Source organism: Streptomyces sp. WMMC500, assembly GCF_027497195.1.
Taxonomy (GTDB): domain Bacteria; phylum Actinomycetota; class Actinomycetes; order Streptomycetales; family Streptomycetaceae; genus Streptomyces.
This window is the reverse complement of sequence record NZ_CP114905.1, coordinates 7,635,768-7,661,822: the sequence shown is the minus strand read 5'-3', so window position 1 is coordinate 7,661,822 and position 26,055 is coordinate 7,635,768. Positions and strand designations below refer to the sequence as shown.

21 protein-coding genes and 1 pseudogene are annotated in these 26,055 nt (G+C 71.7%); 11 read left to right on the top strand and 11 right to left on the bottom strand.

Going from position 1 to position 26,055, the window contains the following annotated elements; genetic code table 11:
• Positions 1 to 56 precede the first annotated feature (56 nt).
• From O7599_RS33025 to O7599_RS33005, 5 genes and pseudogenes are all read right to left on the bottom strand, one after another.
• A pseudogene (locus tag O7599_RS33025) lies at positions 57 to 1,405 on the bottom strand (MFS transporter); the annotation flags it as partial.
• Positions 1,406 to 1,639: 234 nt separating this feature from the next.
• Positions 1,640 to 3,208 (bottom strand): DUF6851 domain-containing protein, encoded by a 1,569-nt coding sequence (locus O7599_RS33020; protein ID WP_281619272.1) that lies wholly within the window; start codon positions 3,206 to 3,208, stop codon positions 1,640 to 1,642.
• A 105-nt stretch (positions 3,209 to 3,313) separates the two neighbouring features.
• Positions 3,314 to 5,071 (bottom strand): DUF6851 domain-containing protein, encoded by a 1,758-nt coding sequence (locus O7599_RS33015; RefSeq protein WP_281619271.1) that lies wholly within the window; start codon positions 5,069 to 5,071, stop codon positions 3,314 to 3,316.
• Positions 5,068 to 5,253, bottom strand: a complete 186-nt coding sequence (locus O7599_RS33010) for a hypothetical protein (RefSeq protein ID WP_281619270.1) — start codon at positions 5,251 to 5,253, stop codon at positions 5,068 to 5,070. Before O7599_RS33010 ends, O7599_RS33015 begins: the two co-directional genes overlap by 4 nt.
• Before the next feature lie 363 nt (positions 5,254 to 5,616).
• Positions 5,617 to 6,894 carry an NAD(P)/FAD-dependent oxidoreductase gene (locus O7599_RS33005; protein WP_281619269.1) on the bottom strand — a complete coding sequence of 426 codons (1,278 nt, stop codon included), beginning with the start codon at positions 6,892 to 6,894 and terminating at the stop codon, positions 5,617 to 5,619.
• Between the two features lie 648 nt (positions 6,895 to 7,542).
• Here O7599_RS33005 and O7599_RS33000 point away from each other — a divergent pair.
• From O7599_RS33000 to O7599_RS32960, 9 genes are all read left to right on the top strand, one after another.
• Positions 7,543 to 9,159 (top strand): DUF6851 domain-containing protein, encoded by a 1,617-nt coding sequence (locus O7599_RS33000; RefSeq protein WP_281619268.1) that lies wholly within the window; start codon positions 7,543 to 7,545, stop codon positions 9,157 to 9,159.
• A gap of 331 nt (positions 9,160 to 9,490) precedes the next feature.
• Positions 9,491 to 10,018: a nucleotide exchange factor GrpE gene (gene grpE, locus O7599_RS32995; protein WP_281619267.1), complete on the top strand. Its 528-nt coding sequence runs from the start codon at positions 9,491 to 9,493 to the stop codon at positions 10,016 to 10,018.
• Positions 10,018 to 11,631 carry an Hsp70 family protein gene (locus tag O7599_RS32990; RefSeq protein WP_281619266.1) on the top strand — a complete coding sequence of 538 codons (1,614 nt, stop codon included), beginning with the start codon at positions 10,018 to 10,020 and terminating at the stop codon, positions 11,629 to 11,631. The genes grpE and O7599_RS32990 overlap by 1 nt, the downstream gene beginning before the upstream one ends.
• A 22-nt stretch (positions 11,632 to 11,653) precedes the next feature.
• On the top strand, positions 11,654 to 11,866 hold the full coding sequence (locus tag O7599_RS32985) for a DUF2997 domain-containing protein (RefSeq protein WP_281619265.1): 213 nt from the start codon (positions 11,654 to 11,656) through the stop codon (positions 11,864 to 11,866).
• The gene (locus O7599_RS32980) at positions 11,863 to 12,432 is read left to right on the top strand and encodes a 4Fe-4S single cluster domain-containing protein (protein ID WP_281619264.1); all 570 of its coding nucleotides are present in this window, start codon (positions 11,863 to 11,865) and stop codon (positions 12,430 to 12,432) included. Before O7599_RS32985 ends, O7599_RS32980 begins: the two co-directional genes overlap by 4 nt.
• 6 nt (positions 12,433 to 12,438) lie before the next feature.
• The gene (locus tag O7599_RS32975; protein WP_281619263.1) at positions 12,439 to 14,628 is read left to right on the top strand and encodes a hypothetical protein; all 2,190 of its coding nucleotides are present in this window, start codon (positions 12,439 to 12,441) and stop codon (positions 14,626 to 14,628) included.
• A gap of 18 nt (positions 14,629 to 14,646) precedes the next feature.
• The gene (locus tag O7599_RS32970) at positions 14,647 to 16,578 is read left to right on the top strand and encodes a WD40 repeat domain-containing protein (protein ID WP_281619262.1); all 1,932 of its coding nucleotides are present in this window, start codon (positions 14,647 to 14,649) and stop codon (positions 16,576 to 16,578) included.
• A gap of 55 nt (positions 16,579 to 16,633) precedes the next feature.
• Entirely contained in the window at positions 16,634 to 18,184 is a 1,551-nt protein-coding gene (locus tag O7599_RS32965; RefSeq protein ID WP_281619261.1) for an AAA family ATPase, read from the top strand.
• A gap of 12 nt (positions 18,185 to 18,196) precedes the next feature.
• Positions 18,197 to 18,604 carry a DUF1257 domain-containing protein gene (locus tag O7599_RS32960; RefSeq protein WP_281619260.1) on the top strand — a complete coding sequence of 136 codons (408 nt, stop codon included), beginning with the start codon at positions 18,197 to 18,199 and terminating at the stop codon, positions 18,602 to 18,604.
• Between the two features lie 37 nt (positions 18,605 to 18,641).
• Here the strand turns inward: O7599_RS32960 and gndA are convergent, their stop codons facing one another.
• Both gndA and O7599_RS32950 read right to left on the bottom strand, forming a co-directional pair.
• On the bottom strand, positions 18,642 to 20,081 hold the full coding sequence (gene gndA / locus O7599_RS32955) for an NADP-dependent phosphogluconate dehydrogenase (RefSeq protein ID WP_281619259.1): 1,440 nt from the start codon (positions 20,079 to 20,081) through the stop codon (positions 18,642 to 18,644).
• A gap of 163 nt (positions 20,082 to 20,244) precedes the next feature.
• Complete coding sequence (locus O7599_RS32950) at positions 20,245 to 21,282, bottom strand: hypothetical protein (RefSeq protein ID WP_281623619.1); 1,038 nt, start codon at positions 21,280 to 21,282, stop codon at positions 20,245 to 20,247.
• A 115-nt stretch (positions 21,283 to 21,397) separates the two neighbouring features.
• On the opposite strand from O7599_RS32950, the gene O7599_RS32945 reads away from it, so the two are divergent.
• Positions 21,398 to 22,051 carry a TetR/AcrR family transcriptional regulator gene (locus O7599_RS32945; protein WP_281619258.1) on the top strand — a complete coding sequence of 218 codons (654 nt, stop codon included), beginning with the start codon at positions 21,398 to 21,400 and terminating at the stop codon, positions 22,049 to 22,051.
• Between the two features lie 135 nt (positions 22,052 to 22,186).
• Complete coding sequence (locus O7599_RS32940) at positions 22,187 to 23,110, top strand: NADP-dependent oxidoreductase (RefSeq protein ID WP_281619257.1); 924 nt, start codon at positions 22,187 to 22,189, stop codon at positions 23,108 to 23,110.
• Positions 23,111 to 23,129: 19 nt separating this feature from the next.
• On the opposite strand, the gene O7599_RS32935 is transcribed toward O7599_RS32940, so the two are convergent.
• From O7599_RS32935 to O7599_RS32920, 4 genes are all read right to left on the bottom strand, one after another.
• Complete coding sequence (locus tag O7599_RS32935; protein WP_281619256.1) at positions 23,130 to 23,945, bottom strand: SAM-dependent methyltransferase; 816 nt, start codon at positions 23,943 to 23,945, stop codon at positions 23,130 to 23,132.
• Positions 23,946 to 24,011: 66 nt separating this feature from the next.
• Complete coding sequence (locus O7599_RS32930) at positions 24,012 to 24,374, bottom strand: nuclear transport factor 2 family protein (protein WP_281619255.1); 363 nt, start codon at positions 24,372 to 24,374, stop codon at positions 24,012 to 24,014.
• A gap of 225 nt (positions 24,375 to 24,599) precedes the next feature.
• Positions 24,600 to 25,469, bottom strand: a complete 870-nt coding sequence (locus O7599_RS32925; protein ID WP_281619254.1) for an RNA polymerase sigma-70 factor — start codon at positions 25,467 to 25,469, stop codon at positions 24,600 to 24,602.
• On the bottom strand, positions 25,466 to 26,035 hold the full coding sequence (locus O7599_RS32920) for a carboxymuconolactone decarboxylase family protein (protein WP_281619253.1): 570 nt from the start codon (positions 26,033 to 26,035) through the stop codon (positions 25,466 to 25,468). Before O7599_RS32920 ends, O7599_RS32925 begins: the two co-directional genes overlap by 4 nt.
• Between the last annotated feature and the right edge of the window lie 20 nt (positions 26,036 to 26,055).

The window sequence follows — 26,055 nt, the reverse complement described above, 5'->3', positions numbered from 1 at the left end:
GACGGCGTCGGCCCGGCGGAGAGCAGCGCCGGGCCGGTGCCTCCGGCCCGTGCCGGTCACCCCGCCGCTACGGCCTCGGCGCCCTCCGCCTTGTCCGCAACGGCCTTGGGGGCGGGCTTGTCCGGGCCGCGGAAGACGATGTAGACGAGCAGGACGGCCATGACGACGACGCCCACCCACATGGCCTGCTGCCATCCGTCGACGTAGGACTGCCGTGCGGCGTCGATCAGGGCCGGTGCCTGCGGGCCCGCGCTGCCCGAGGCCTCGATGGCGTTGGCGACGCCCTCCCGCGCACTCTCCGCGGCCCTCTCCGGGAAGCCGGTCAGTTCGTCGTCGATGGCGCTGCGGTAGCCGGCCGTCAGGATGGCCCCGAGCATCGCGATGCCCAGGGCGGTGCCCAGTTCACGGGTGACGTCGTTCAGGGCGGAGGCGACGCCCTGCTTCTCCTCCGGCAGCGAGCGGGTGATGGCCTCGGTGGAGGGCACCATGGCCAGGCCCAGGCCGATACCCATGACGATGATGCCGGGAAGGATCGACAGGTAGCCGTCGTCGACGGAGACGAACCCCGCCATGAGCGCCAGGCTGACGCCGGTGAGCGCGATCCCCGTGGCCATGGTCGGGCGGGGGCCCACCTGCGCGGCCATCCTGGGTGCCAGGCCCGACGTCATCATCATCGCGACGGCCAGCGGCATCAGCGCCGCCGCGGACAGCAGCGCGGACCAGTCGAGTACGGCCTGGAGGAACGGGAAGAGTACGACGGAGATCGCGCCCTGGACGGCGAAGATCGCGACCAGCGTGGTCGACCCGCCGGCCAGGCCCCGTTCGCGGAACAGGCGCACGTCCAGCAAAGCGGCGTCGCGGCGGCTCAGCTCCCAGAACACGAGCCCGGCCGTGGCGACGAGACCGATGGCCAGGCTGATCAGGGTGGCCGGTTCGGTCCAGCCGCGCTCCGGCCCCTCCTGCAGCGCGAAGATGAGGCCGACCACGGCGATGGCGGAGACCACCGCACCGGTGGTGTCGAGGGCGTGACCGGAGCGCTCGTGGGAGTTGGGCACCGTCTTCAGCGTCATCGCCAGGGCCGCGACGGTCAGCGCCACGGGCAGGGCGAACAGCCAGCGCCAGTCGGCGACGTCGACGAGAAAGGCGGACAGGAACATGCCGAGGATGCCGCCTCCGCCCGCGACGCCGGTCCCGCCTTTCCGCGCTGCTCCTCGGGGAAGGTGGAGGTGATGACGGCCAGCGTGATGGGCATGATCGTCGCCGCGCCGATGCCGCTGACCACCCGCGCGGCCAGCATGATCTCGGCGCTCGGCGCCAGCGCCGCCACCACGCTCGCCACCCCGAAGAGGCCCAGCCCCGCGAGCAGTGTGGGCTTGCGGCCCAGACGGTCACCGATCGCGCCGACGCGCGTCCAGCGCATCCCCGCCGCTCCCGTCGGCGGGTGCCGCCTGTTCGGGGTTCGTACCCATGGATTCCTCCCGACAAGGGATGCGGAGTCTGCGCTGCGCAGGACCGGCCGCCGGGCGAGGGGGGAGGTGGGTGCGGGCTCGTCAGGTGGTGGTGCGTGGCGGGTGCGCAAGGGGCCGCCCGGCACTCGGGCAGGAGCGCCGGGGGCCCTTCCTTCCGCTACGGCCGGCGGTCAGTCCTTGACCTCGCCCCTGACCTGCCGCTGGACGAACTCGTGGGTCAGGTCGCCGAACTGTTCACCGAACCTGATCGACCGCTCGACCGTCTTCTTGAAGTGGACGCCGCCGTCCACCCGGCTCTGGGCACACGCCTTGTCGAAGTCCGTCCACGTGGGAAAGTGCACCTCGATGTCCCTGGCGGGGGTGACCCCGGGCTCCGCCAGCGACGTGCCGGCAGGGAAGACGAACTTCCAGTCCAGCACGTCGTCGCCGAAGAAGCGCCGCGTGTTCTGCGACCCGGCGGCACAGAGCGTCGTGGAACCCGACGGGTACTCCGGGTGGTCGCCCGTCGGCAGGTAGCTGGTCCACTCGTCGGCGCGGATGTCGTCGACCGTGCCCATGCCCGGCCCACCCCAGGCGGTGATCTTGCTCTTGCCGTACACGTGCCGGACCGCCGTGATCGGCCGCACGGCGTTGTACTTGGCCTTGAGGTACCAGTCGGCGATCAGTGTGTCGAAGGTCGCCAGAATGCTCTGGAGGACCCACTGGGCCCAGCCGTGCACACCCATGTGGTTGTCCTCGTCGCGCTTGCGGGCGATGACGATGGACGAGTGGCCGATGCCCCAGAGCTTGTTGTCCATGATCTCGGCGAGCACCTTGCGCTCGTCGGTGAGCGTGGCCGACGCCTCCAGGACCTCGTCCACGGAGCGCTTGTAGGCGCGGGCGTTGGTGTGGTCGCTGTGCCGGGGCGGGTCGATCCGGAACCGGCTGGGGTCGTCGAAGATGTGCGGCTTGGTCCTGGCGGCCTGCGGGGTCACGAAGTGCTGGCCGACGTAGATGCCCAGGTCGCCCGGGCCGCCACCGAGACGACGGCCGTTGTGGGGGCCGAGCAGCGGCTGCCAGCGTGAGGGGTTGACCACCCGGTAGGGCGTGTTCACCGGCTCGAAGCCGGTGTAGTCACTCCACGGCTGGCGGTTGTACTTGCGGCCCCCCTCGTCGCCGAGGAGGTTCATGCCGTCGCTCTCCAGGAACTTCCAGACCGATGCGGCGGCCACGTTGCCGATGCCGATCGGGCTGGTCAGGTTCTCCGACTCGTCCATGGGGTCCAGGCCGAGCGCGGTCATCAACTGCTGCAGAGCACCCACGTTCTCCGGCAGCAGACGTTTCCAGATGCCGTGCTGGGCGTAGATGACGGCTATGTTCATGTTCCGGTTGGTGGTGGACTCACTGGAGGGGCGGCGCGGAATCCGGGAGTGGATGCCGAGCGCGGTCTCGTGGTACGGCGCGAGCGCGTCGAACGCCGCCAGCATCGCCGCGCGGTTCGTCCAGAGGAAGACCGTCGCATCCATCGGGCCGATGAACTGCAGGCTGGGCACCTGGCCGGCCTGGTCGTCGCCGGGCTGGGCCCACTTGACGTAGTTGTCCTTGTCCAGGTCGAGGAGTTCGGGCGGCTCCTCGCTCGCGGCACCGGCCGTGCGGGCGAAGGCCAACTGGGAGAGTGCCACGGCCGAGGCGCCGCCGACCACCAGTGATCGGCGGCTTAACGGGGTGCCTGCGGGAGAAGTGTGACCGGACGTCGTCATGATCGTCTTCCTTGATGTCTACGGGGAAGGGCCTCCCGAGGCGAACCTGGCAAGGGCCCTTCAAGGGAAGGGGGATTCTCGATGGCTGCGGCATGGGCAAACGATTCAGCCCTTGACGCTGCCCTCGACGTGCCGTTGCGCTGCTCGTGGGTCAGGTCGCCGACTGCTCACCGAACTCGATGGGTCGACGGTCCTGTTGAAGTGGCGTGCGGGTCGTCGGAGCCGCTGGAGCTCCGGGCGGCCTGCGAGGTGGCCGAGCACAGGCTCGTGGAGGCCGACGGGTACGCCGGCCGTGGACGTGCCTGACCGCACCGGTCGTGCGGTGTGATCGACGTGGTCAGGTCGGGCGACCCGGGACCGGGACGGGTCCTTGAGGATGAGGGCCCTGGTCCGGGCGGCCTGCGGGGTCACGAAGTGCCGGGCGGCGAAGGTGCCCGGCACTTCGTGACCCCGCAGGCGCGGCGGTCGACGGGGGCCTGGAGGTGCGGCTGCGCGCCCGCGGGGGCGTTCACCTCGCACGCCGAGTTCAGCGGCGCCCAGCCGGTGTAATCCGCCCGGGGTCGCGCGCTGTGTGTGCGGCCGCTCTCGTATCCCAGGAGGTTCGATCCGTCGTTCTTCAAGGCGTTGGTGTCGTGCGTCCACATGTCTGCGTCGGTCTCGGGCCTTCTTCTCGCCGACTAAGGCCGAGGCACCCCTGATCAGCAGGGATCTGCGGCCCCCGGGGGATCCGGGCAGGAGAGTGCGTCTGGACGTCGTCATGGTGATCTTCCTTGTCCCCAGAGGTGGAAGGCAGTCGTGGCTTGTGGGAGGAGGGGTCAGTTGTCGACGTTGCCGGTGGTGTGTTGGTGGACGAAGGTGTGGGCGAGGTCGCCGAACCGGGTGCCGAAGGCCTGGGGAGGCTTGGCTGGTCTGGGTGAAGCGGGCGCCGGCCCACACGCGGCTGGCGGCGCAGTCGGTTTCGAAGTCGCTCCAGGTGGCCCAGGTCAGTTGGAGGTCGGCGGCCGGGACGGTGCCGGGTTCACGCTGGCCGGAGCCGGCGGCAAAGTGGCGCACCGCGCCGAAGGGCCGCACCGCGTCGAAGGCGCGCTTGTGGTGCCAGGCGGCGATCAGGCTGTCGAACCGGGCGGTCGAGCACACCAGGAACAACTGCGCCCAGCCGTCCAGGTCCAGATCGTGGGCCATGGCCGCGGCCCGCGGTGACAGCGTCACCGACAGCGGCGTGTGCTCGAAGAACTCCGCCTTCATCTTCCGCTCGTCGTCCAGCCCGGCCGAGGCGGCCAGGACCTCGTCGACCGCCTGCCGGTAGGCCTTCCTGTCCGTGTGGTCGAGATGGCCCGGTGCAGGGAGGGTGAAGCGGTCGGGGTGGTGGTAGGTCTGGGGGGTGACCAGGGCCAGTTGGGGGGTGGCGACCACCGACGTGCCGGCCACGTTGCCGATCCCCACCGCGGTCGTCACATCCCGTGACTCGTCGTCAGGATCCGGGCCCAGTGCCGAGAACGCCTGCCGCAACACCGGCTCCCGCTCCGTGAACACCCCCTTGACCACCTGGAACATCGCATACAGGCCCGCGATGTTCCTGTTCCGGTTGGTCGCCGACTCCCCCACCGGACGGCGCGGGATACGGGAGCACACCCCCACCGCGGTGGGGCACACCCCCACCGCGGTGGGGTGATAGGAGGCGAGCGCGTCGAACCATGACGTCTGCAGCAGATGCGTCACCCACGTGTACGAGGCCACATCCCCCGGGGCCATCGCATCCGCCGGCGGATACCCCCCACCACCATGAGTCGTGATCAAATCCCGGATGAAGTTACCCTTGCCGAAATCGAACGGAATCTGCTGGACACGGGCGGACGTCGTCACGAGGCTACGCCTTCCTCCGCTATGACCACGTTGAGGGAAATGACGCCGCGGGCGTCTGAGAATCCGCGCTCGAATGCGGAGAGGATCGACCAGACCTTGTCACGCGAGAAGGGCGCATCGACCAGTCGAGCAGATTTCCCGATAGGCGAGCAAAGCCCTTCCGCCCCCGCACCTTCGGCCACCGGACACTCCCCCGCACTCGACGCCGAACGTTTTTGCGAAATCCTGGAGCGGACCCTAACACTCGCCACTCAAGAGCCACTCGAAAGAAACTATGGAAGGGATTCTTGACATTTCGGGCGTGCGGCGCCGAAAAATTCACGGGGCGATGAATAGAGTGGGACCTTACCCGCCTACTCCGCTCATCGTAACCGGCAAGCAAATGTCAGGGCAGGTACGGCGTCGGGAATAGGGGCCCTGCGGTGACTTGTGGTAGGTCGGGCGCCCCCGCGCCGGCGCACTGCAGGGCATGAACGGCAGAAGCTCCCGGCGGCGGAGGATCAACTGGATCCTCCGCCGCCGGGAGCTTCGTGCGGGGTGTGGTGTCAGGTGCTGGTGGGGGTGGGGGTGGTGTCTTCGATGAGGTCGTCGACGTTGAGTTCGAAGAGGCCGCCTTGGCGGCCGCTGAGGCCGGAGATGAGTTTGACGAAGTCGACTTCGGCTTCGTTTTCGCGTTCGGGGTCGACCATCTCCTGGGCCATGTTGAAGTAGAAGCCCTTGGTCTTGGAGCGGTCGTAGAAGCCTTCGACGAACTTGCGGATGTCGTGGAAGAACTCCTGGTAGGCGGTGGAGTAGCGGTCGAGGGCCTTCTCCTCGATGTGGGGGTGTTCCAGGATCTGGTCGACGACCTTGGACAGGGTGCTGCCGGCCAGGGTGGCCAGCGCGACGCCGGTGGAGAACAGCGGGTCGACGAACGCGGCGGCGTCCCCGACCAGGGCCCAGCCCTGGCCGTGGAAGCGTTCGTTGGTGTAGGACCAGTCGCGTGCGGTGCGGTAGCCGGCGGCCTGGGTGGAGTCCTTGAGGAGTTCCTTCAGCTTGGTGGTGCTGGCGATCTCGGACTCGAAGAGGTCTTCCAGTGACTTGTCGGACTCGTTGGCCAGGGCGGAGCGGGTGACGTAGCCGACGCTGAAGACGCCCTTGTCGATGGGGATGCCCCAGAACCAGCCGTCGCGGGTGCCTTCGATGAGGATGTTGCTCCACTCGTCGCCCGGCAGGCGGTGGCAGTTGTCGAAGTAGGTCCATACCGCGACGTTGCGCAGTTGTTCGTTCCAGTTGACCTCGGTGTACTTGCGGCCGATGACGCGGGCCTGGCCGGAGGCGTCGATGACCAGGGAGGCGCGGGCTTCCTGGGTGCCGCTCAGGCCGCGCAGGGCGTAGCGGACGCCGACGACGCGGCCGTCTTCTTCGAGGGTGTCCTTGACGGTGGCGTCTTCGACGACGAAGGCGCCCAGCTCCCGGGCCCGGTCCAGCAGCAGCGCGTCGAGGTCGGCGCGGCGGGTGTGGAAGGCGTAGGGGATGCGGCCGCCGGTGGTGAAGGAGAAGTTCCAGGGGACTTCGTTGTTGCCCCAGACCAGGGTGCCGCCGTACTTGCGCTCGAAGCCTTTGGCTTCCATGCGTTCTTTGAGGCCGAGTTCTTCCATGGGGACCATCACGCCGGGGATGAGGGATTCCCCGACGTGGTAGCGGGGGAACCGCTCGCGGTCCAGGACCAGGACCCGGCGTCCGCGCTTGGCCAGGAGTGCGGATGTGGTCGCACCGGCGGGCCCGCCGCCGATGACGATAACGTCGAAATCGCCAGAAAACCCGACAACAGTGGACGACATAGAGGACCTTCCCGTTCCGATGCCCAGTTCCGATACGACCGCACCAGCGATTCGCGTGAAGACCCCCTCCACGCACCCAAAACACGCTTCACCACCACACTGACCCCACACAACAGACCCTGTCATCGCCCAGATTGCTCAGTGCAGACTCCACCGGGACCGACCCACACGGGATCTTCGCCACCGCGGGGGCATCGCACCGCCCGTCGGGCGCCCCGAAGTCGCGCACCGCCGGCGCCCGGGAGCGCATGGCCTTTACCCCCCCGTCCCTTGCCTACTCCGTACATATCTCGTCGTGTCATGAATTTCGGTGGGGGGTGTCGGGCGTGTCGGGCTGGTTGCCGCAACTCTTAGTTGCGCTCTAGCAGACCTCTAGCAAAGCCCAGTAAGGTACCCCGCAGCGCACAGGGTGCCGCGCATGATTTCCTGACCTTCGGCGCGGAATGAAAATACTGTCCGAGGGATTTGAAGACGTTACCGAAAATACCCGAGAAGAACAGGAACAGCGGGTGCACCCGCCCCCTCTTCATTTTATGAAAGCGCCGGAACAGTCGGTGTGTGCGACAAGCCCCGGGGCAGCACCTGCCCCCTAAGGGCGTCGCCGTGGACCGTGGAGCCCCCCTCTCTTCTTGGAAAGGAACACAACACATGACGACGTCCGGACACACTTCTGACACAGGTTCCTCCCCGCGGCGCAGGTCCCTGCTCCTCGGCGGCGTCACCGGCGCCGCCGTCCTGACCACGCAGGGCCTCACCGGCACCGCCAACGCCACCCCCAAGCCGGCCAGCCCGTCCGCCGGCACCTCGGCGGGTGGGGCGGCCCAGTCGGCGCAGATCGAGTTCGACCTGGACAAGGACAACTACATCAAGTGGGCCCAGCCCACCGACGAGAACGCCGGCCAGTCCCCCACCCTGGCCATCCTCGGCCCCATGGACGTCACCGTCTTCCTGTGGATCAACCGCGTCGTCTGGTTCGCCGCCTTCGACGCCCTGGCCCCCTACCACGAGACCGCCGTCGGCGTGTACTCCCGCATCCCCCGCCGCCCCGCCGGCGAATCGGCCACCAACCGCAACATGAACATCGCCGCCCTCTACGCCCAGCACGGCGTCTGGACACAGATCCTCCCCCAGCAGGTCGGCCGCCTCCGCGAACTCATGACCGGCCTCGGGCTGGACCCCATGGACGAGTCGGAGAACCTCACCAGCCCCATCGGCATCGGGAACGTCGCCGCGAAGAACGCGTGGAACGCGCTGAAGAACGACGGCATGAACGTCCTGGGCTACGAAGGCGGCCGCACCTACAACCCCACACCCTGGGCCGACTACACCGGCTACCAGCCGGTCAACACCGCCTTCGACGTCAACAACCCCTCACGCTGGCAGCCCCAACTCCAGCGCCACAACGGCCGCCGCGCCGGCGGCGGCCCCGGCGACCTCGGCATCTACGTCACCCAGCACTTCGTCACCCCCCAGGCCGCCCGCACCAAGCCGCACATCTTCAAAGACCCCGCCCAGTTCCGCCTGCCCCGCCCCGACCACATCGACCACACCGACCGCCGCGCCTTCAGGCGCTCCGCGGACGAAATCCTGGAGACCTCGGCCGCTCTCACCGACGAACGCAAGGTCGTCACCGAGATCATGGAGAACAAGCTGTGGGGCATCGGGCATTCATCGATCGTCATCGCCAAGAAGCACGATGAGAACAACGAGATGGGCATGCACGGCTGGGTCCACTGGATGCTCTCCCACGTCCTGGCCACGTTCGAGCCGCTGATCGCCGCCTGGCACCAGAAGACCAAGTTCGACGCCGCCCGCCCCGTCACCGTCGTCCAGCACGTCTACGGCAAGAAGAAGGTCACCGCCTGGGGCGGCATCGGCATGGGCACCGTCGACGACATCCGAGCCTCCGAGTGGTCCAGCTACCTGCCCGTCGGCGACCACCCCGAATACCCCTCAGGCTCCACCAGCCTGTGCTCGGCCACCTCCCAGGCCGCCCGCCGCTACTTCGGCTCCGACGAACTCGACTGGACCATCGACTACAAAGCCGGCTCCACCATGGTCGAGCCCGGCATCACCCCCGCCGCCGACCTCCAGCTCCACTTCCCCACCTGGACCGACTTCACCCGCGCCTGCGGCACCAGCCGCGTCTGGGGCGGCGTCCACTTCATGAAGACCGTCGACCGCACCATCACCTTCGGCGAACAGTTCGGCGACATGGCCCACGAATTCGTCGACAAGCACGTCAAGGGCGACATCAAGAACTGACCCATCCCACGCCCGGCACAGCACAAGGCGACGCAGAAACAAGAGAAGACAGGGCCTTCGGCTACCCCGGGCGGATCCGCGATCCGCCCGGGTCCGCCCCGGAAGCCCTGTCCCGTGCGGTGGTTCGCCGGAGGGTGCGGTCGGCTCCCAGCCGAGACCTCCGGCAAGAAGAGCCCGCGTATCCCGATCACCCCGCACGCCGCGGCCCGGATCGCCGAGGCGGCGGATCCGCCCCCCGTCCCGGCCTCCTCATGGGACCGTGGACTGCCCCGGGGCCGGCCGGGCGCCGTTCCCTGGTTCCCGCCCCGTCGCGTTCTGTATGTTCGGTGGGATGTGGGGAGAGTTCCGCCGACGGTGGAGGGCCAGGGGGCGCGGGGCCGGGCGGGAGCTGGAGTTGGAGCGGCAGCTCCAGGAGTGCCGGCTGACGTTGACGGAGCGCGACGATTCGGTGCGGCGACTGCGCGCCGACCTGGAACGGGCCCGGACCTCGTCCGAGGACGAGGCCGAGCGGCAGGGGCAGGCCCAGGTCGAGCAGCTCGTGGAGTCCATGGGTGCCTCGCTGGTGCAGTTGGCGACGCAGGCTCAGCTCCACCACGGCGGCACCGTGCAGGTGCGGGCGGACGACGTGATTGCCGTCGGTGCGCGGTTGGTGCGGTCGTTGGGCGCGGCCGGTGTGGACACCCTCGGCGCGCTCGGCGAGGAAGCCGCGTTCGATCCGGATCGGCACGACCCCCTGAGCATGAGCAGCGCACCGGAAGCGGGGACGCGGGTGCGGATCCGGGTGGTCGGCCTGTGCTACCGGGGCCGTGTGCTGCGCCGGGCCGGGGTCGAACCGGTCGCCGCTGACCCGGAGTCCTGATGGCGGGTCGCCTGGGTGTCGACTTCGGCACCAGCAACACCGTGGTCGCCCTGTGGGACGACGAGGCCGGTGAGGGATCGGCCCTGCGATTGCCCGACTACGGGCGATCGTTCGGACAGGGTGGTGACCGGGTGCCCGTGGTGCCCTCCCTCATCCACTACACCGGGGACCGGCGCCGGCTCCTCGGCGAGCAGGTGCTGGCCCGGAACCTCTACCACGCCGCCGGCACCTTCCGGTGGATGAAGCGCTATGTCGGCAACCGGAGTCCTCTGACGATGGCGGCGAACGGGCGGCGCGTCTCCCCCTCCGAAGCCGGCCGCGACTTCCTGTCCGCTGTTCTGGCGTTCGCCGCCGTCGAGGCGGGAGCCGAGGGCGAGGAGGTCGCGCTGACGGCGCCGGTGGAGTCGTTCGAGCACTACGAGAACTGGCTCGGCGAGGTCGCCGAGGCCGCGGGGCTGAGCCGGTACCGGCTGATCGACGAGCCGTCCGCGGCGGCACTGGGCTACGGCGCGCACATCCGGCCGGGGCACGTCTACCTGATGTTCGACTTCGGCGGCGGAACCGTGCAGGCCGCCGTGGTGCGCGTGCAGGACGAGGAGGAGCGCGCGGCGACCGGGCGTACCTGCCGGGTGCTCGGCAAGGCCGGTGACGAGCTGGGCGGCGCCACCGTCGATCAGTGGATCTTCGAGGAGCTGCTGGCGCGCAACGATCGCCACGACAGCGACGAGGAGGTACGGCGCGTCAGCCGCGCGCTGCTGGTGGAGTGCGAGCGCGCGAAGGAGGCGCTGTCCGCGCGGGAGCACGCCGAGATCAGCGTGCTGGACCCGGACACCGGCGCGGTGCTCGGCCTCGAACTGGTCCGGGAGGGCGCCGCGCGTGGCGATCGGCGGCTCGTGTCGTTCGAGGAACTGCTGGACCGCCGGGAGCTGTTCTCCCGGATCGACCGCGTGGTCCGCCGGGCCGTACGGGACGCGTCGACCCGGGGCTACGACGAGGACGATCTGGCGGCCGTGCTGATGGTCGGGGGCAGCAGCCTGATCCCCTCGGTCCGCCGCACGCTGGAGCGGATCTTCGGGCGTGACCGGGTGCTCTCCGAGCGCCCGCTGGACGCGGTCGCGCGCGGGGCGGCGGCGTTCGCCGCCGGCACCGACTTCTACGACCACGTCCAGCACGACTACGCGGTGCGCTGGTTCGACCGGCGGGCCGGGCGCTACGAGTACCGCACCTGCGTCACCGCGGGTACCGCCTATCCGAGCACCGAGCCGGTGCACACCATGACCGTGAACGCCACCCACGACGGCCAGACCGAGCTGGGCATCGCGATCTACGAGCTGAGCCGGCACCGCGCCGGCGAGGGGAACACCGAGCTGGTGTGCGACCCGTCCGGAGCGTGGCGGGTGCGCGCGGTGCCGGCGGAGGAGGAGCGCCACCGGTTCTGGCTGAACGAGCACAGCCCGACGTTCCTGCGCGCCGACCCCGCCGCGACGGCGGGGCAGGCCCGGTTCCGGGTCGAGTTCGGCATCGACGGCAACAAACGGCTGTTGCTGACGGCTTACGATCTGGTCAGCGGGCGGCAGACGCACCGGGACTTCCCGGTGGTGAAGCTGACCTGACCTGCGGGGTGAGGAGAGCACCGTGGAGTTCCAGGAGATCGAGGTGACGATCGCGCCGGACGGCACGACCCGGATCGAGGTGCACGGCGTCCCCGGCCGCGGCTGCCTCGACCTGACGGCCGCCCTGGAGAAGGCGCTCGGCGGCGAGGTCGTCAGCCGCGAACTCACGGCGGACGCCTACGCGGTGGTCGACGAGCAGGTGCCGGACCACCTCCGCCGCGGGCCGCAGGCGTGACCGTGCCCGGGCGGCTGCGGACGCACGGCTTCGAACCGTTCAGCGTCGCCAACGGACCGGGCACCCGGGCCGTCATCTGGGTACAGGGCTGCACGCTCGGCTGCCCGGGGTGTTTCAACCCCGGCACACATGCCCGGGCGGGCGAGGAGGTCGAGGTGGCCGAGCTGTACCGCCGCGTGGCCGCGCTCGCGGACCGGATCGAGGGCGTCACGATCACCGGCGGCGAGCCGTTGCAGCAGCGCGGCGCCGTGCTGGAACTGCTGCGGCGGATACGGGCCGGGACGCGCCTGTCGACGATTCTGCTCACCGGCTACGACTGGCCCGAGGTGCTGCGGATGCGCGAGCTCGACGAGCTGCGCCGCTGCGTCGACGTGCTGCTGGCAGGCCGGTACCGGCAGGACCTGCGGATCGCCCGCGGGCTGCGGGGATCGGCCGACAAGACTGTCCGGTTCTTCTCGGACCGCTACACCCGCGCCGATCTCGACGCCGTGCCCGAAGCCGAGGTCATCGTGCACCCCGACGGCAGGGTGACCCTGACCGGCATCGACCCGCCCACGGGGTGGTGAGCCACGATGCGCGACGAGCAGGTGGACCGGCTCGCCCGCCTCCTCGAATCCGGTGGGTCGGTGTGGATCCCGCCGCAACGGGCGGCGAGACGACTGGCCAGGGCGGGCACGCCGGACGCCGTACGCGCCCTGGCCGAGGAGCTGGCCAGGGGGCACGACCGCGGCGCGCACGAGGTCGCGAGGCGGGCGCTGGCGCGGCTGGACGACCAGCGCGCGATCGACGTGGTGTGCCATGTCTGGAGCTATCGGCGCAGCGATGAACTCGACCGGCTGGTCGGGCAGCACGGCTGGATCGCCTCGCATCCTCCGTACGTGCGGGTGCGGACCGCGCTGCGGGCCGGCCGCCCGGACGTTCTCGGCAGCGACGAGCTGACCGTACGGTCGATGGTCGGCATCGCCGACGGCGACCGCGACCCGGAGCTACGCGCCCGGGCCGCCACGGCGCTCGCCGGGCTGGACGCCCAGGAGGCCCGCGAGCACGTGTGTGCGGCTGCCATCGACAGCGGAAGCGAGGCCGCGCTCAGGGCGGCGGTCGCCGGCGGGTTCGCACCGAAGGATCCGGGTCGCCGCGCCGTGCTCCTCTTCCTCACCGAACAACAAGACGCCTACCGGCGGTTGGACTTCGACGGGCGCCTGCTGCGCGCCGCGCACGAGGCGGCGGAGCCGGCCCTGCGCGCCCGGCTGGCCGCGATGGCCCGGCGGACCGGCCGGCTGCACTGGGTGCGCGCGGTGACGCTCGACCGCTCCGACGAGCGGCTCGCGGAGCTGTCCGACGACGAGTGGGACACCTCGCGCGCGATGCTCGGGCGCGCCCGGCGGTGGGCGGAGCTGTGGCAACTGGCTCTGGCCGCTCCCCCGTTCTGGGCGGTACGGCTCCTGTGTGACCTCGGCGCATCCGGCTGGCGCCCGCGGCAGACGGTGGAGCGGGCCGAGTACGAGGCGCTCGTCGGGCTCGCCGACCGGTGCGAGCTGCATCCGGTGGACCGGCTGCTGCTCGATCCCGAAGGAGCCCGCGCGATACGCGCCCTCGCCGTCTCCGCCGACGGCGAGGCGCTCGCCGCCGGCGACGACAACGGCGTGATCACGGTGTGGACGCTGCCCCGGGTGCGACGGCTCCGGCGTATCGAAGTGAGCCCCGGCACCGTCACCTCGATCGTCATCGACGACGGCACACTGGTCGCGGCGGGTTCGGCCGTGATGACCTCCTGGCGGCTACGGGACGGCGCGGAGCTGGCGCGGGCGTGGGAATCGCGGGCGAACCTCCTGCCGGCACCGGACGGCAGGACGCTGTTCTCCCTGGGCTACGACGGCAAGCCGAAGGTGTGGGAGTCGCCGGGGCTGCGCCCGGTCCATACCGTCGAAGACTTCTACGGCTCCGTCTCCGGCGTCGTCGCCACCCCGGGCCGGGAACGCGCGGCCGGGCTGGACCGATGGGGAATCAGGGTGTGGGAGCTGCCGTCCGCCCTCCTGCTGGAGCGGATCAACGGCAACGGCCCGCTGGCGCTCGCACCGGACGGCGCCCTGCTGGCGGGCACACCGGGGCGGCAGCCACCACCCCCCGCGCAGCGCGGCGACATCGCGCTGTGGCGCCTGCCCTCCGGCGAGTCCGCCGGCACACTGACCGGACATGCCGGCAACGTCACGCACCTGACGATCACCCCGGACGGCAGCCTGCTGGCCAGTGCGGGCCGCGAGGGGACGGTGCGCCTGTGGCGGTTGCCGTCCGGTGAGCCGGCGGGAGTGCTCCCCGTCCACGAGCGCCCGGTCTCCTGGGACTTGGGGAACAGGGACGAGGTGGGCCGCCTCACGGTCACGGCGGACAGCCGCTTCCTGGTCGCCGGCAGCCGCAACGGCCGGCTGTGGACATGGCGGCTGCCCTCGGGCGAACCCGCCGTCGCCCCGGAGGGACTCGGGGCCGAGATCACCGCGCTGGCGGTGGCTCCCGGCGGATACGCGGTGGCCGCGAGCGGCGCGGGTTCGCTCCGGCTGTGGCAGCCCGCGGTCCTGTCGCAGGCGCGTGCCCCGGCGGGCCGGCTCCGCCCCGACGAGGTCGAGCGGCTACGGGCGTCCGCGGGCGTCGCGGGGCAGCCCTGGGTGGATCTCCTGGCACGGCTGGCCTGGCGCCGGCACCGGCACGACGTGGAGATCGACGACGGTTCGGCCGCCGCCGCGACGGACATCGAGTTGCGGGAGTGAGGCAGGAGTGATGCGGCGGTGAGCGGCGTCGAGGGCGACGAGACCGCCCGGCTGGCCGCCGAAGTGGACGGCCGCGGCCCGCTGTTCGGCGGCCGGCGGCGGCGCCGCGCGGCGGAACGGCTGGCGGCGCTGCGCACGCCGGCCGCCGTACGGGCGCTGGCTGCCGCGTACGCCGGGAGCCCGGACCGTACGGTCGTGGCGATCGCCGAGGACGGGCTGACCCGGCTCGGCGGCCAGGCGGAGATCGACGCGCTGTGCGAGGTGGTGTTCAGCACCGACAGCCCGCGGCTGGCCGACCTGGTCACGTCCGCCGGGTACCGGCACTCCGATCCGGCCCGCCGGGCGCTGCTGCTGTTCCTGACCGGGCAGTTCGAGGACTACGCCGCGCTGGACTTCGACGGCGGCGCCCTGGCCGCCGCACGTACGGCCGCCGACGAGCCCCTGCGCGCACGGCTGGCCGAGCGGGCCCGCGAGTCCGGACGTATCGAGTGGGTCCGCGCGGCCGTCGGCTCCGGCCGCGACGAGGCGGTCGCGAAGCTGTCCGAGGTGGAGTGGGACGCCGCTATCGGCATGCTCCTGGCGGCGGGCAGACCGGCGCGGCTCTGGCAGCTCGCCCTGCGGGCCCCGTCGTTCTGGTCCGTACGCATCCTGTCCGAACTGCACGCATACGACTGGCGACCGGACGCCGGGCCCGACCGGGCCCGCTACCGCGAGCTGACCGCGCTGGCGCGGCGGTGCACCGGAAACCCCGCCGCGGGAGACGACGACGCGCGGGCGCTGCCCGGCCACACCGGCAAGGTCAACCGCCTGGTGACCACGCCGGACGGCACCGTGCTCGCGTCCGCGGGCAACGGAGGCGGCGTACGCCTGTGGCACCTGCCCACCGGCGAGCCGATGCGCCAGTTGGCCGACGGGCGCTGGTTCGACCTGGCGGCCTTCCCGGACGGGAACCTGCTGGCCGCCGCCAAGCTCGGCAGGACGGCGCTGTGGCGGCTGCCCTCGGGCGAGCAGGTCGGCACCGTACGCACCTCCCAGCACGAATCCTGGTCGGGCATGCTGCTGGTGACGCCGGACGGGGAACTGCTGATCGACAACGGCCGGACCGCGTCCCGGTGGCGCGACCCCTGGGGCCCGAAGACCGAAAGGGCCGACGACAGGGCGGTCTATCACGCCATGCTGTCCCCGTCCGACGGCCGTTTCCTCGTCGGAGGCCGCACCCGCCTGCCGCCCGGCACCGACGTCGACACGGTGGCGATGAGCGGCAGCGGCACCGCCCCGCACCGTGTCGTGGCGATCCCGGGCACCGCGCTGGTCGCGACCGGCGGGGACAGCGGTGACATCCGGCTGTGGCAGGCGGAGGCGCCGCGGGCCGCGGGCGTGCTGAACGGGCACACGGGCTGGGTGCAGCACCTGGCCGTGACGGCGGACGGAACCCTGCTCGCCAGCGCCGGAGCGGATCGTACGATCCGGCTGTGGCGGATGCCCTCGGGCGAGCCCGCCGGGGTGCTGACCGGCCACGCAAAGGGGGTGACGGCCCTGGCCGTGTCCGCGGACGGGGACGTCCTGGCAAGCGGCGACGCGGGCGGGACGGTGCGGCTGTGGCGGCTGCCCTCCGGCGAGGCCGCCGGGGTCCGCGCCGAACACGACCGGCGCGTCACCGAGTTGGTGTTCACCCCGGACGGCGGTTCGCTGGTCAGCGGCGACCGGCGCGGCGGCCTGTGGCTGCGGCACCTGTGGGATCCGGAGCTGACGGCGCTGTGCCGGCTCCCGGTCCACGAGTTGCATCCCGGGCGGCTCGACGCCCTGCCGGAAGCGGCGCCGGGCACGCCGCACCGCGCGTGGGCCGACGCGATCTCCGCCTTGGCGTGGTGGGGCCACCGCGATGACATCGAAGTCGCCGGCCCCGGACGGATTCCGGGCACCGCCGACATCGAGGTGAGCGACGGATGACCGACCGGTCGGCTACGGTCGTGAGGCTGGTCAGCGAAGGGGCTGGGGGTATCCGGTGGGATTTCGGACCGATCTCGACCTCTACCTGCGCGCGCGGTACACGCTGATCGTGGCCGTGACGGTGGAGGAGGAACGGGCGTTGGAGGCGGTGCGCGCCGTGTGCGAGCGCGGACGCCGCCGGTGCCTCGCGTGGGATCTCGCCGACGGGTTCGAGGCGCTGCACGGCCAGGGCGGGGCGCTGCCCACCGCGCGCGACCCGGTTTCGGTGATCGAGCAGGTGGAGAAGGCCGAGGACGGCACCGTCTTCGTCCTCAAGGACTTCCACGACTGCTGGAGCAACCCGCAGGTGAAGCGCAAGCTGCGCAGCGCCGTGCAGCGGCTGAAGTTCACCCGCAAGTCGGTCATCGTCATCTCACCGAACCGCACGGTGCCCGAGGAACTGCGGGACGAGGCGGTGGTGATCGGACTGCCGCTGCCGGATCGCGGGCAGTTGGACGAGGTGCTGGGCGGGCTGACGGCGACACCGGGCGTGAAGGTCGACCTCACCCCGGCCGGCCGGGAGAAGCTCGGGCAGGCGGCTCTCGGGATGACCGCCGCGCAGGCACGCCGCGCCTACGCCAAGGCGATCGTCCGGGACAACGCACTCGACGACCGGCACATCGAGGCGGTGGTGCAGGAGAAGAAGGACGTCATCAGGGAGAGCGAGGCGCTGGAGTTCTATCCGGTGCACGAGACCCCCGACGACGTGGGCGGCCTCGACGTGCTCAAGAAGTGGCTGCGGCTGCGGGAGCGGGCGTTCACCCAGGAGGCCCGCGACTACGGGCTGCCCGCGCCCAAGGGCATCGCGCTGATCGGGATTCCGGGGACCGGGAAGAGCCTCACCGCCAAGATGATCGGCGGGCTGTGGCGGCTCCCGCTGCTGCGGCTGGACGTCGGTGCGCTCTTCGGGTCCCTGGTCGGAGAGGCGGAGGAACGCACCCGCCGCGCGTTGCGGCTCGCGGAGACGGTCGCGCCGTGCGTGGTGTGGATCGACGAGATGGAGAAGGCGCTCGCGCACGGCGGCGGCGACTCCGGCACCAGCACGCGGGTGTTCGGCACCATCCTGACCTGGATGCAGGAGAAGACGGCGCCGTGCTTCGTCGTCGGCACCGCCAACGACGTGGCCAGCCTGCCGCCCGAAGTCCTGCGGAAGGGCCGGTTCGACGAGATCTTCTTCCTCGACCTGCCGATCGCCGACGAACGTGCGGAAATCGCCGAGGTGCACCTGCGTAAACGCCGAAGGCTGCCGGCGGACTTCGACGTCGCGGCGCTCGCCCGCAGCTCGGAGGGGTACGTGGGCGCGGAGATCGAGCAGGCCGTCGTGGACGCCATGTACGTGGGGTTCAACGAGGGCCGTGAGTTCACCACCGACGACATTCTCACCGCACTCGCCCGGCAGGTGCCGCTGTCGGTGTCGCAGCGCGAGACGATCGGTGCGCTGCGCGCCTGGCTGCGGGAGGGCCGGGCGCAGTCGGCGTCCTTCGCCGAGACGAGGGAGGCCGCGAGCCGGTTCGTCGTGCCCCTCGACCCGCTGGAGCCCCGCGAACCCGATGAGTTCCCGACGTGACGGAGTCGTCGCATGTCCCATTTCAGCGTGCTCAGCACGGCGTTGACCGACACCGACGCGCTGTGCGCCGCCCTGGCGGACGTCGGGTACCGCGAGGTCGAGGTGCACGACACCGCGCAGCCGCTGCACGGCTACCGCGGTGACCGGCGGGAGCACACGGCACACGTGATCGTGCGGCGCAGACACGTCGGGCGGCTGTCGAACGACATCGGCTTCCTCCACGGGGAGGACGGCCGCTTCACCGCCGCGATCAGCGACTACGACCGCCGCAGGCACGACGCGGCCTGGCTGGACCGGCTCACCGCACGCCACGCCTACCACGTCACCGCGGCCCGCCTGGCGGAAGAGGGCTTCCATCTCGCCGAGGAGACCACGGAACGGGACGGCACCGTACGCATGGTCCTGCGCCGGGTGCGGTGAGCGGCTCGCCGCCGCCCACCGCTCACCGTCCGTACTGCTAGGCCGGCACCTCGGCGCGGTCGCCGCCCCAGAGGGTGTGGAAGGTCCCTTCGCGGTCCTCGCGCCGGTAGGTGTGGGCGCCGAAGTAGTCGCGCTGGCCCTGGGTGAGAGCCGCGGGCAGCCGCTCGGCACGCAGCGCGTCGTAGTAGGCCAGCGCCCCCGCGAAGCCCGGAGCCGGAACGCCCTGCGTGGTCGCGGCGTTCAGCACGGCCCGCCAGTCGTGCTGCGCGGCGGCGATCTCGTCGGCGAAGCCCTTGTCCGCCAGGAGCGAGGTCAGGGCCGGCTCGGCGCCGTACGCCGCGCTGATCCGGTCGAGGAACGCCGCGCGGATGATGCAGCCGCCGCGCCAGAGCCGGGCCACCGCGCCCGGGTCGATGTTCCAGTCGTACGCGGCGCTGCCCGCGGCGATCTCGTGGAAGCCCTGCGTGTACGACACGATCTTCGAGGCGTACAGCGCCTGCTCGACCTGGTCGGCGAACGCCTCCGCCTCTCCCCCGGCCAGCGGCTGCGGCTTCGGGCCCGCCAAGTGCGCGGACGCAGCCCGCAGGTCGGTGTGCCCGGACAGGGAGCGGGCGAAGACCGCCTCGGCGATGCCCGGGACCGGCACCCCCAGGTCGAGGGCGGTCTGCACCGTCCAGCGGCCGGTGCCCTTCTGCTCGGCCTGGTCGGCGACGACGTCGACGAAGGGCTTGCCGGTGTCCGCGTCCACGTGGGCGAGGACCTCCGCCGTGATCTCGATCAGGTACGAGTCGAGACGGCCGGTGTTCCAGGTGCGGAAGGTCTCGGCGATCTGGGCGGGGGTGTACCCGCCGATGTCCCGCAGCAGTTGGTACGCCTCGCCGATCAACTGCATGTCGGAGTACTCGATGCCGTTGTGGACCATCTTCACGAAGTGGCCGGCGCCGTCCGGGCCGACGTGCGCCACGCACGGGGCGCCGTCCTTCGCCTTCGCCGAGATCTTCTCCAGCATCGGGCCGAGCGAGGCGTACGACGCGACGCTGCCGCCGGGCATGATGCTCGGCCCGTGCAGCGCGCCTTCCTCGCCTCCGGAGATGCCGGTGCCGACGAAGTGGATGTCCCGCTCGCGCAGGGCCTGCTCACGCCGGCGGGTGTCGGCGAAGTGCGCGTTGCCGCCATCGATGATCATGTCGCCGGGTTCGAGCAGCGGCGCGAACTCCTCGATCACGGCGTCCGTCGGCTCGCCGGCCTTGACCATGATCACAAGTCGCCGGGGGCGTTCGAGCGCCGCCACGAAGTCCTCGGCGCTCTCGGTGGGCACGAAGTCTCCCTCGCCGCCGAACTCCGCCACCAGGTCACGGGTGCGCGAGGCGGTGCGGTTGTGCAGCGCCACGGTGTAGCCGTTGCGGGCGAAGTTGCGCGCCAGGTTGCGGCCCATCACCGCGAGCCCCGTGACACCGATCTGTGCGGTAGCGCTCATTACTGCCGTCCTTCCTTCGTGGGCCCTGCCGGGAGGTCGCGTCTCCCGGGGGCTTCGCCTCCACTATCCGACAGCACGGGTCGCTGTCATGCGACCCCCTCCGGGTCGGCGCCCCTTACCGGGACCGCATCTGCGGTGAGCTGTGCGTTCCGGGCCACGAATATCACGCCGGCGGCCGGGCCGTTCGCATGCCGCGCAGGTACCGCTGCGCGACTGCCGTGAAGGCGGCCTTGGGTTCCCAGTCCATGTCGGGGTACGTCTGCCCGCGGCCCCCTTCGAGGAGCTTGACGATGCCCAGTCCCGCCCGGTCCAGGTCGTCCCTGGGGTCGCCGCCGGGGCGGTGGGGGAAGCCGGGCAGGGCGAACAGGAACACGAACGTGCTGTCCACGCCCGCGGTCTCGAAGATGTCGAGCAGTTCGCTCAGATAGGCGGCCTGGCCGGCCTCGTCACGCTCGTACACGCCGGTCAGCCGCACGGGGGCCCTGGTCTCCGGGTCGTACTCGACCACGTCGAGCACCCGCCCGCCGCGGTCTCCCGCGCCGCGGTAGGCCGCGGTGCCGAACCCGGTGACGGCGAGCGGCTTCGGGCCCCGGGCCAGGGCCTGCACCGCGTCGGGGAACCGGTCGGCGACCTCGGCGGAGCGGATCAGCTCGAACGTCACGATGTCGAAGGGAGTCCAGTCGACCTGCTCGAACTGGATGGACGCATAGGTGAGCATGCCCCGGAACCGCTCGCGGACGGCGGCCGCGGCGTCGCGGAGGAACGCGTTGACGCGTACGCCGAGCTCGCGCAGACTTTCGGCCCGCCGCTCTGGTCGGCTCATCAGTCCTTCGACCCGTTCCTCGGGGCTGTCCCCGGGCAGGAACCCGTGGTTCATCACGCTCAGCTCGACCCCCGCGACGAACACGACGGTGGCCCCGCGCCGCCGGAGCCGTTCCGCCCGCTCGGCGCAGTCGCGGAAGAGCGTGAGGATCTGCTCGGGATCCAGTTCCAGCGGGTAGGGCGAGAACCAGACCTCCAGGCCGAGTTCGGCGGCGGTGGCGGCGGCCTGCGCCAGGCGGTCCGGGTCGCCGCCGATGATCTGGACCGCGTTGCAGTGCAGGTCGTCGCGGATGACGGCGAGCTCGCGCCGGACCACCGCGGGATCGAACTGCTCGCGGGATATCCGGCCGTGCACGACGAGTCCGGTGTCGTAGGTCATTCCTCTTGCTCGCACGGTGAGTCCTCTCCGTCGGTCGGGGCCGGGCCGAGACTGACAGGAAAAGTGCGTGCACGCAAGTTTGCGTACACGCAGTCTTCTGTGGAACGCTGGCGACGTGACGACACCACCGGGGCTGCGGGAACGGAAGAAGCAGGCCACGCGCGAGGCGCTGCGCGCGGCGGCCCTGCGCCTGGCCGTGGAGCGCGGACCGGACCGGGTGCGGGTCGAGGACATCGCCGAGGCGGCCGGCGTCTCGCCGCGCACCTACAACAACTACTTCGCCAGCCGCGAGCAGGCGATCGTCTCCGCCGTCACCGCGGACCGGGAGGCGCGCGTCGCTGCGGCGGTCGCGGCCCGGCCCGCGGGAGAGCGCCTGGCCGACGCCGTCACCGAAGCTGTGGTCGAGCAGTACACGCACACCGGGGAGCGCGAACGCGAGGTGCTGCTGCTGATCACCAGCCGGACCGCACTGCGCGAGGCGTTCCTCGACACCACCTCCGGCATCGAGGCCCCGCTCACGGCGGTGATCGCCGAACGCCTGGGCGACGCCGGAGCGCACACGGCTCGCGTGCTCGCGGCGAGCGCAGCCGCGGCGGTGCGCATCGCGTGCGAAGGCTGGCTCCAGCCGGCCGGGACCGCGGGAGCCGCCGGGAGTTCCGGTTCCGGCGGACTGGTCGTGCCCTCGGGCTCCCTGCCCGACCTGCTCCGCGCGGCGCTGGCGCCGCTCGCTCCCGCGTTCGACGCCGCCGAGCGAGGCGCCCGGCGATGACGTCGGCCCACCGGGGCCCGTTCGGCTGCGCCGATCGCGGCGGCGGGCGGGAGTCGGCTCGTCTCGCCGGCGGGGGCACGGCTATGTTCGGAGCGGGCAGTCACCCCCGACCGCCTGGTAAGGAGCCCGGATCCTGTGCAAGCCATCACCGTCCGCGACCGTGACGCCGGCCCGGCAGGGATGTCCCTGACGGACCTGCCCCACCCGCACGCCGCCGAGAACGACGTCATCGTGAAGGTGTACGCGGCCGGGTTCACCCCCGGCGAGCTGACCTGGCCGGGCACGTGGACCGACCGCGCCGGCCGGGACCGTACGCCGAGCGTGCCCGGGCACGAGCTGTCCGGCGTGGTCGCCGAACTCGGCTACGGCACGACCGGGCTGACCGTCGGTCAGCGGGTCTACGGGCTCGCCGACTGGACCCGCAACGGCTCGCTCGCGCAGTACACCGCCGTCGAGGCGCGCAACCTCGCGCCGCTGCCCGCCGACGTCGACCACGTCACCGCGGCGGCGGTGCCGATCTCCGGACTCACCGCCTGGCAGGCGCTGTTCGACCACGGCCGGCTCACCACCGGGCAGACCGTGCTGATCCACGGCGCGGCCGGCGGGGTCGGGTCCGTCGCCGTGCAGTTGGCCCGCGAGGCGGGCGCCCGGGTGATCGGCACCGGCCGTGCCGCCTCCCGGGCCACCGCCCTGGAGCTGGGTGTGGACACGTTCCTCGACCTGGACGCGGAGCGTCTGGAGGACGCCGGCGAGTGCGACGTGGTCTTCGACGTCATCGGCGGCGAGATCCTTGAGCGCTCCGCCGCCCTGGTCCGCCCCGGCGGCACGCTGGTGACCATCGCCGAGCCGGTCACGGTCCGGCCCCGCGACGGACGCGCGGTCTTCTTCGTCGTCGAAGCCGACCGGGCCCGCCTCGTGGAGCTGGCGCGGCGGTTGCGCGACGGACGGGTCAAGCCGCTGGTCGGGAGCGTACGGCCGCTCGCGGAGGCGGCGGACGCGTTCGCCCCCGGCCGGCGCACTCCCGGGAAGACGATCATCCAGGTCGCCGAGGACCGCTGACGGGGCGGCCCCGCCGGCGTCAGGGTTTGCGGCCCACGGCGCAGAGCCGCCAGGGCGCCACCGCGCGCTGGTCGCCGACGTCCGCGATCTCGGGCCGCCACTCGGCGCAGGGGACGACCCCGGGTTCGACGATCTCCAGGCCCTCGAAGTAGCCGGCGACGTCGGCGGGGGTACGCAGCGTCTGCGGGTCCACGCCCGTGTCGTTCCACATCTGCAGGACCCGGTCCACGTCGCTGCTGACCCCCTTGACGGGGTGGGCGATCGCCAGGCAACTGCCCGGGGGCACGGCCTCGACGAGCCGTCCCACGACCTCGCGTGCCGCCGCGTCGTCGATGATGAACTGCACGATCCCCAGCATCATGACCGCGACGGGCCGCGTGAAGTCCAGGGTCTTCGCCGCCTGCTCCAGGATCACGTCCACGTCGCGTACGTCGGCGTCGAGGTAGCGGCAGGCGCCCTGCGGGCCGCTGGACAGCAGCGCCTCGGCGTACCGCAGAACAAGGGGGTCGTTGTCCACGTAGACGACGCGGGCCTCGGGCGCCGCCGCCTGCGCGACCTCGTGGGTGTTCTGGTTGGTGGGCAGTCCGGCACCGAGGTCGAGGAACTGGCGGATCCCGGCCTCGGCGGTCAGCCAGCGCACCGACCGTGTGAGGAAACCGCGGTCGGCCCGCGCGGCCTCCACGACGTCGGGCACGGCCTCCTGCAACTGGTCGCCGGCCGCGCGGTCGACCTCGTAGTTGCTCTTGCCCCCCAGCCAGTAGTCCCAGACGCGCGCCGAGTGGGGCCGCTGCTGGTCCAGCTCCCTCGCTCCGTCGGGTAAGTGCTGCTCGTCCATGATCGGCGCTCCTGGTGCGGATCGGTTCGGGCCACGACCCGCACCAGTCTGCCGTGGGGGCCCGCGTCAGTCCGGCACTCGGTCCAGAAAACCGAACACGGAACGGATACGGCCGTCTTCGGCCAGCGTGACGACGTCGAAGCCCTGCACCGGCGCCGAGCCGTCCGGGGCGATCAGCTCCCAGGAGAAGCGGGCCGTGTCGTGGTGGCCGTCCACCGGGCCGAGGAGGCGGAACTCGAAGCCCGGGAACTGCTCCTGGGCGCCGGCGATCGCGGCGGTCAGGCCGGGGTGGCCGCTGACCTCGGCGAGGGGGTCGGTGTACGTGGCGTCCTCGGTCCAGGCGGCGGCGACGGCCTGCTCGCGCTCTGCGGGGTCGTGGGCGTTCCAGGCGGTGAAGTAGCGGGCGACGGCGGTCTCGTACGTCGGCATGGGGGTGGCCTCCTCAGGGGTGCTGCGGATCGATGCGTCCACGATGCGGGGCGGCGGGGCGGGCGTCGATTACCGCAGAAGTAAGGCGCGGTCGAGCCGGAGGAGGCCGTGGCGGAGTACTCCGGCGGGAGGCGGCGGCGCAGCGGGCGCCCGCACCCGGCGCCACAGCCGCCCGCACCCGGCGCCGCGGCCGGCGCCGGTGCGGACGGCCGCGGCGTCTGCGTGTCATCTGGTGAGATCGGCGGGGTGGTCGAGGCGAGTGAGCTTGTGCGGGTTGCGGACGAGGTAGATCCGGGTGATCCGCCCCTCGGCCAGCTCCAGGCTCACCGCCGCCGGCTCGCCGTCGAGGTCGAGCCGGCCCGCGGGTTCGCCGTTCAGCCAGACGGCGGCCGTCTCCAGCGACGCCCGGTTCGCCGTCGCCAGCAGCTCCGCCACCGGGCGGGCCCCGTGGATCGGGGAGAGCACAGCGGCCACGATCCCGCCGCCGTCGGCGACCAGGACCACGTCCGGCGCCATGACCTCCAGGAGTTCCCGCAGGTCCCCGGTGTGCAGCGCGGCGAGGAACCGTTCCACCACCGCCCGCTGCTCGGCCGGGCCGACCCGCACCCGCGGCCGGCGGGCAGCGACGTGCTGCCGGGCCCGCCGGGCGATCTGCCGCACGGTGGCCGCCGGTTTGCCGACGGCGCCGGCGATCTCGCCGTACGGCAGGTCGAAGACCTCGCGGAGCACGAACACCGCACGCTCGGTGGGGCCGAGCGTCTCCAGCACGGTGAGCATCGCCATCGACACGCTCTCCGCGAGCACGACGTCCTCGGCGACGTCGTGCGTGGTGAGCAACGGCTCCGGCAGCCACTCGCCGACGTAGTCCTCGCGCCGGCGCGACAGCGTCCGCAGGCGGTTGAGCGACTGCCGGGTGACGGTCCGTACGAGGTACGCCCGCGCGTCCCGCACCTGCGACCGGTCGGCGCCGTCCCACCGCAGCCAGGACTCCTGCACGACGTCCTCGGCGTCCGCCGCCGACCCGAGGATCTCGTAGGCGACGGTGAAGAGCAGGCCGCGGTGGGTGACGAACGGGTCGTCGGGCGTCGCGGTCATGCCCGGCCGACGGCCGCGGGGCGGCCGGCGAGCGGGATCTCGCACGACTCCGAGAAGCCCTGCGAGGTGACGCCGTGCGCCGTGTTCGCCCTTGTCGACAGATTGACGAACGCGACGAACACGGTCAGCTCCACGACACCGGCGGTGCCGAGCTGCCGCAGCAGGCTCGCCGCCTGCTCGTCGGTGACGGTGGTCGGCGTGACCGACATCGCCTCCGCGTACGCCATCACCTCCCGCTCCAGCGGCGAGAACACGTCCGACTCCCGCCACCGCGGCACCTGGCTGGCCTTGGCCAGGTCCAGGTCCTCGTGCTGCGCCTGGAAGTAGCCGACGTCGAGGCACCAACTGCACCCGACGAGCGCGGCGACCGCCATGTGGGCGTACGACTTCAGACTCGCGTCGACGGCCTTCCACGAGGCCACCTTCGCGGCGAACTCCAGGTTGGCGGCGGCCAGGTCGGGATGGTTGAACAGCACCTCCACGGGCTCGGGCACCTCGCCGAACTGCCGCACCATCGCCTCCTGCACCTCGCCGGGAAGCTCCGCCTTCGGGACACGCACCGTCATGATCTCTCCTCGGTCAAACG

What these genes read in the sequence shown, in the direction of transcription:
- O7599_RS32990 (WP_281619266.1), top strand. Translation starts at nt 10,018, where the DNA reads ATGGCGGGTCGCCTGGGTGTCGACTTCGGCACCAGCAACACCGTGGTC.
- O7599_RS32960 (WP_281619260.1), top strand. Translation starts at nt 18,197, where the DNA reads ATGTCCCATTTCAGCGTGCTCAGCACGGCGTTGACCGACACCGACGCG.
- grpE (WP_281619267.1), top strand. Translation starts at nt 9,491, where the DNA reads ATGTGGGGAGAGTTCCGCCGACGGTGGAGGGCCAGGGGGCGCGGGGCC.
- O7599_RS33005 (WP_281619269.1), bottom strand. Translation starts at nt 6,894, where the DNA reads ATGTCGTCCACTGTTGTCGGGTTTTCTGGCGATTTCGACGTTATCGTC.
- O7599_RS32950 (WP_281623619.1), bottom strand. Translation starts at nt 21,282, where the DNA reads ATGACCTACGACACCGGACTCGTCGTGCACGGCCGGATATCCCGCGAG.
- O7599_RS33020 (WP_281619272.1), bottom strand. Translation starts at nt 3,208, where the DNA reads ATGACGACGTCCGGTCACACTTCTCCCGCAGGCACCCCGTTAAGCCGC.
- O7599_RS32935 (WP_281619256.1), bottom strand. Translation starts at nt 23,945, where the DNA reads ATGGACGAGCAGCACTTACCCGACGGAGCGAGGGAGCTGGACCAGCAG.
- O7599_RS32930 (WP_281619255.1), bottom strand. Translation starts at nt 24,374, where the DNA reads ATGCCGACGTACGAGACCGCCGTCGCCCGCTACTTCACCGCCTGGAAC.
- O7599_RS32975 (WP_281619263.1), top strand. Translation starts at nt 12,439, where the DNA reads ATGCGCGACGAGCAGGTGGACCGGCTCGCCCGCCTCCTCGAATCCGGT.
- O7599_RS33000 (WP_281619268.1), top strand. Translation starts at nt 7,543, where the DNA reads ATGACGACGTCCGGACACACTTCTGACACAGGTTCCTCCCCGCGGCGC.
- gndA (WP_281619259.1), bottom strand. Translation starts at nt 20,081, where the DNA reads ATGAGCGCTACCGCACAGATCGGTGTCACGGGGCTCGCGGTGATGGGC.
- O7599_RS32925 (WP_281619254.1), bottom strand. Translation starts at nt 25,469, where the DNA reads ATGACCGCGACGCCCGACGACCCGTTCGTCACCCACCGCGGCCTGCTC.
- O7599_RS32920 (WP_281619253.1), bottom strand. Translation starts at nt 26,035, where the DNA reads ATGACGGTGCGTGTCCCGAAGGCGGAGCTTCCCGGCGAGGTGCAGGAG.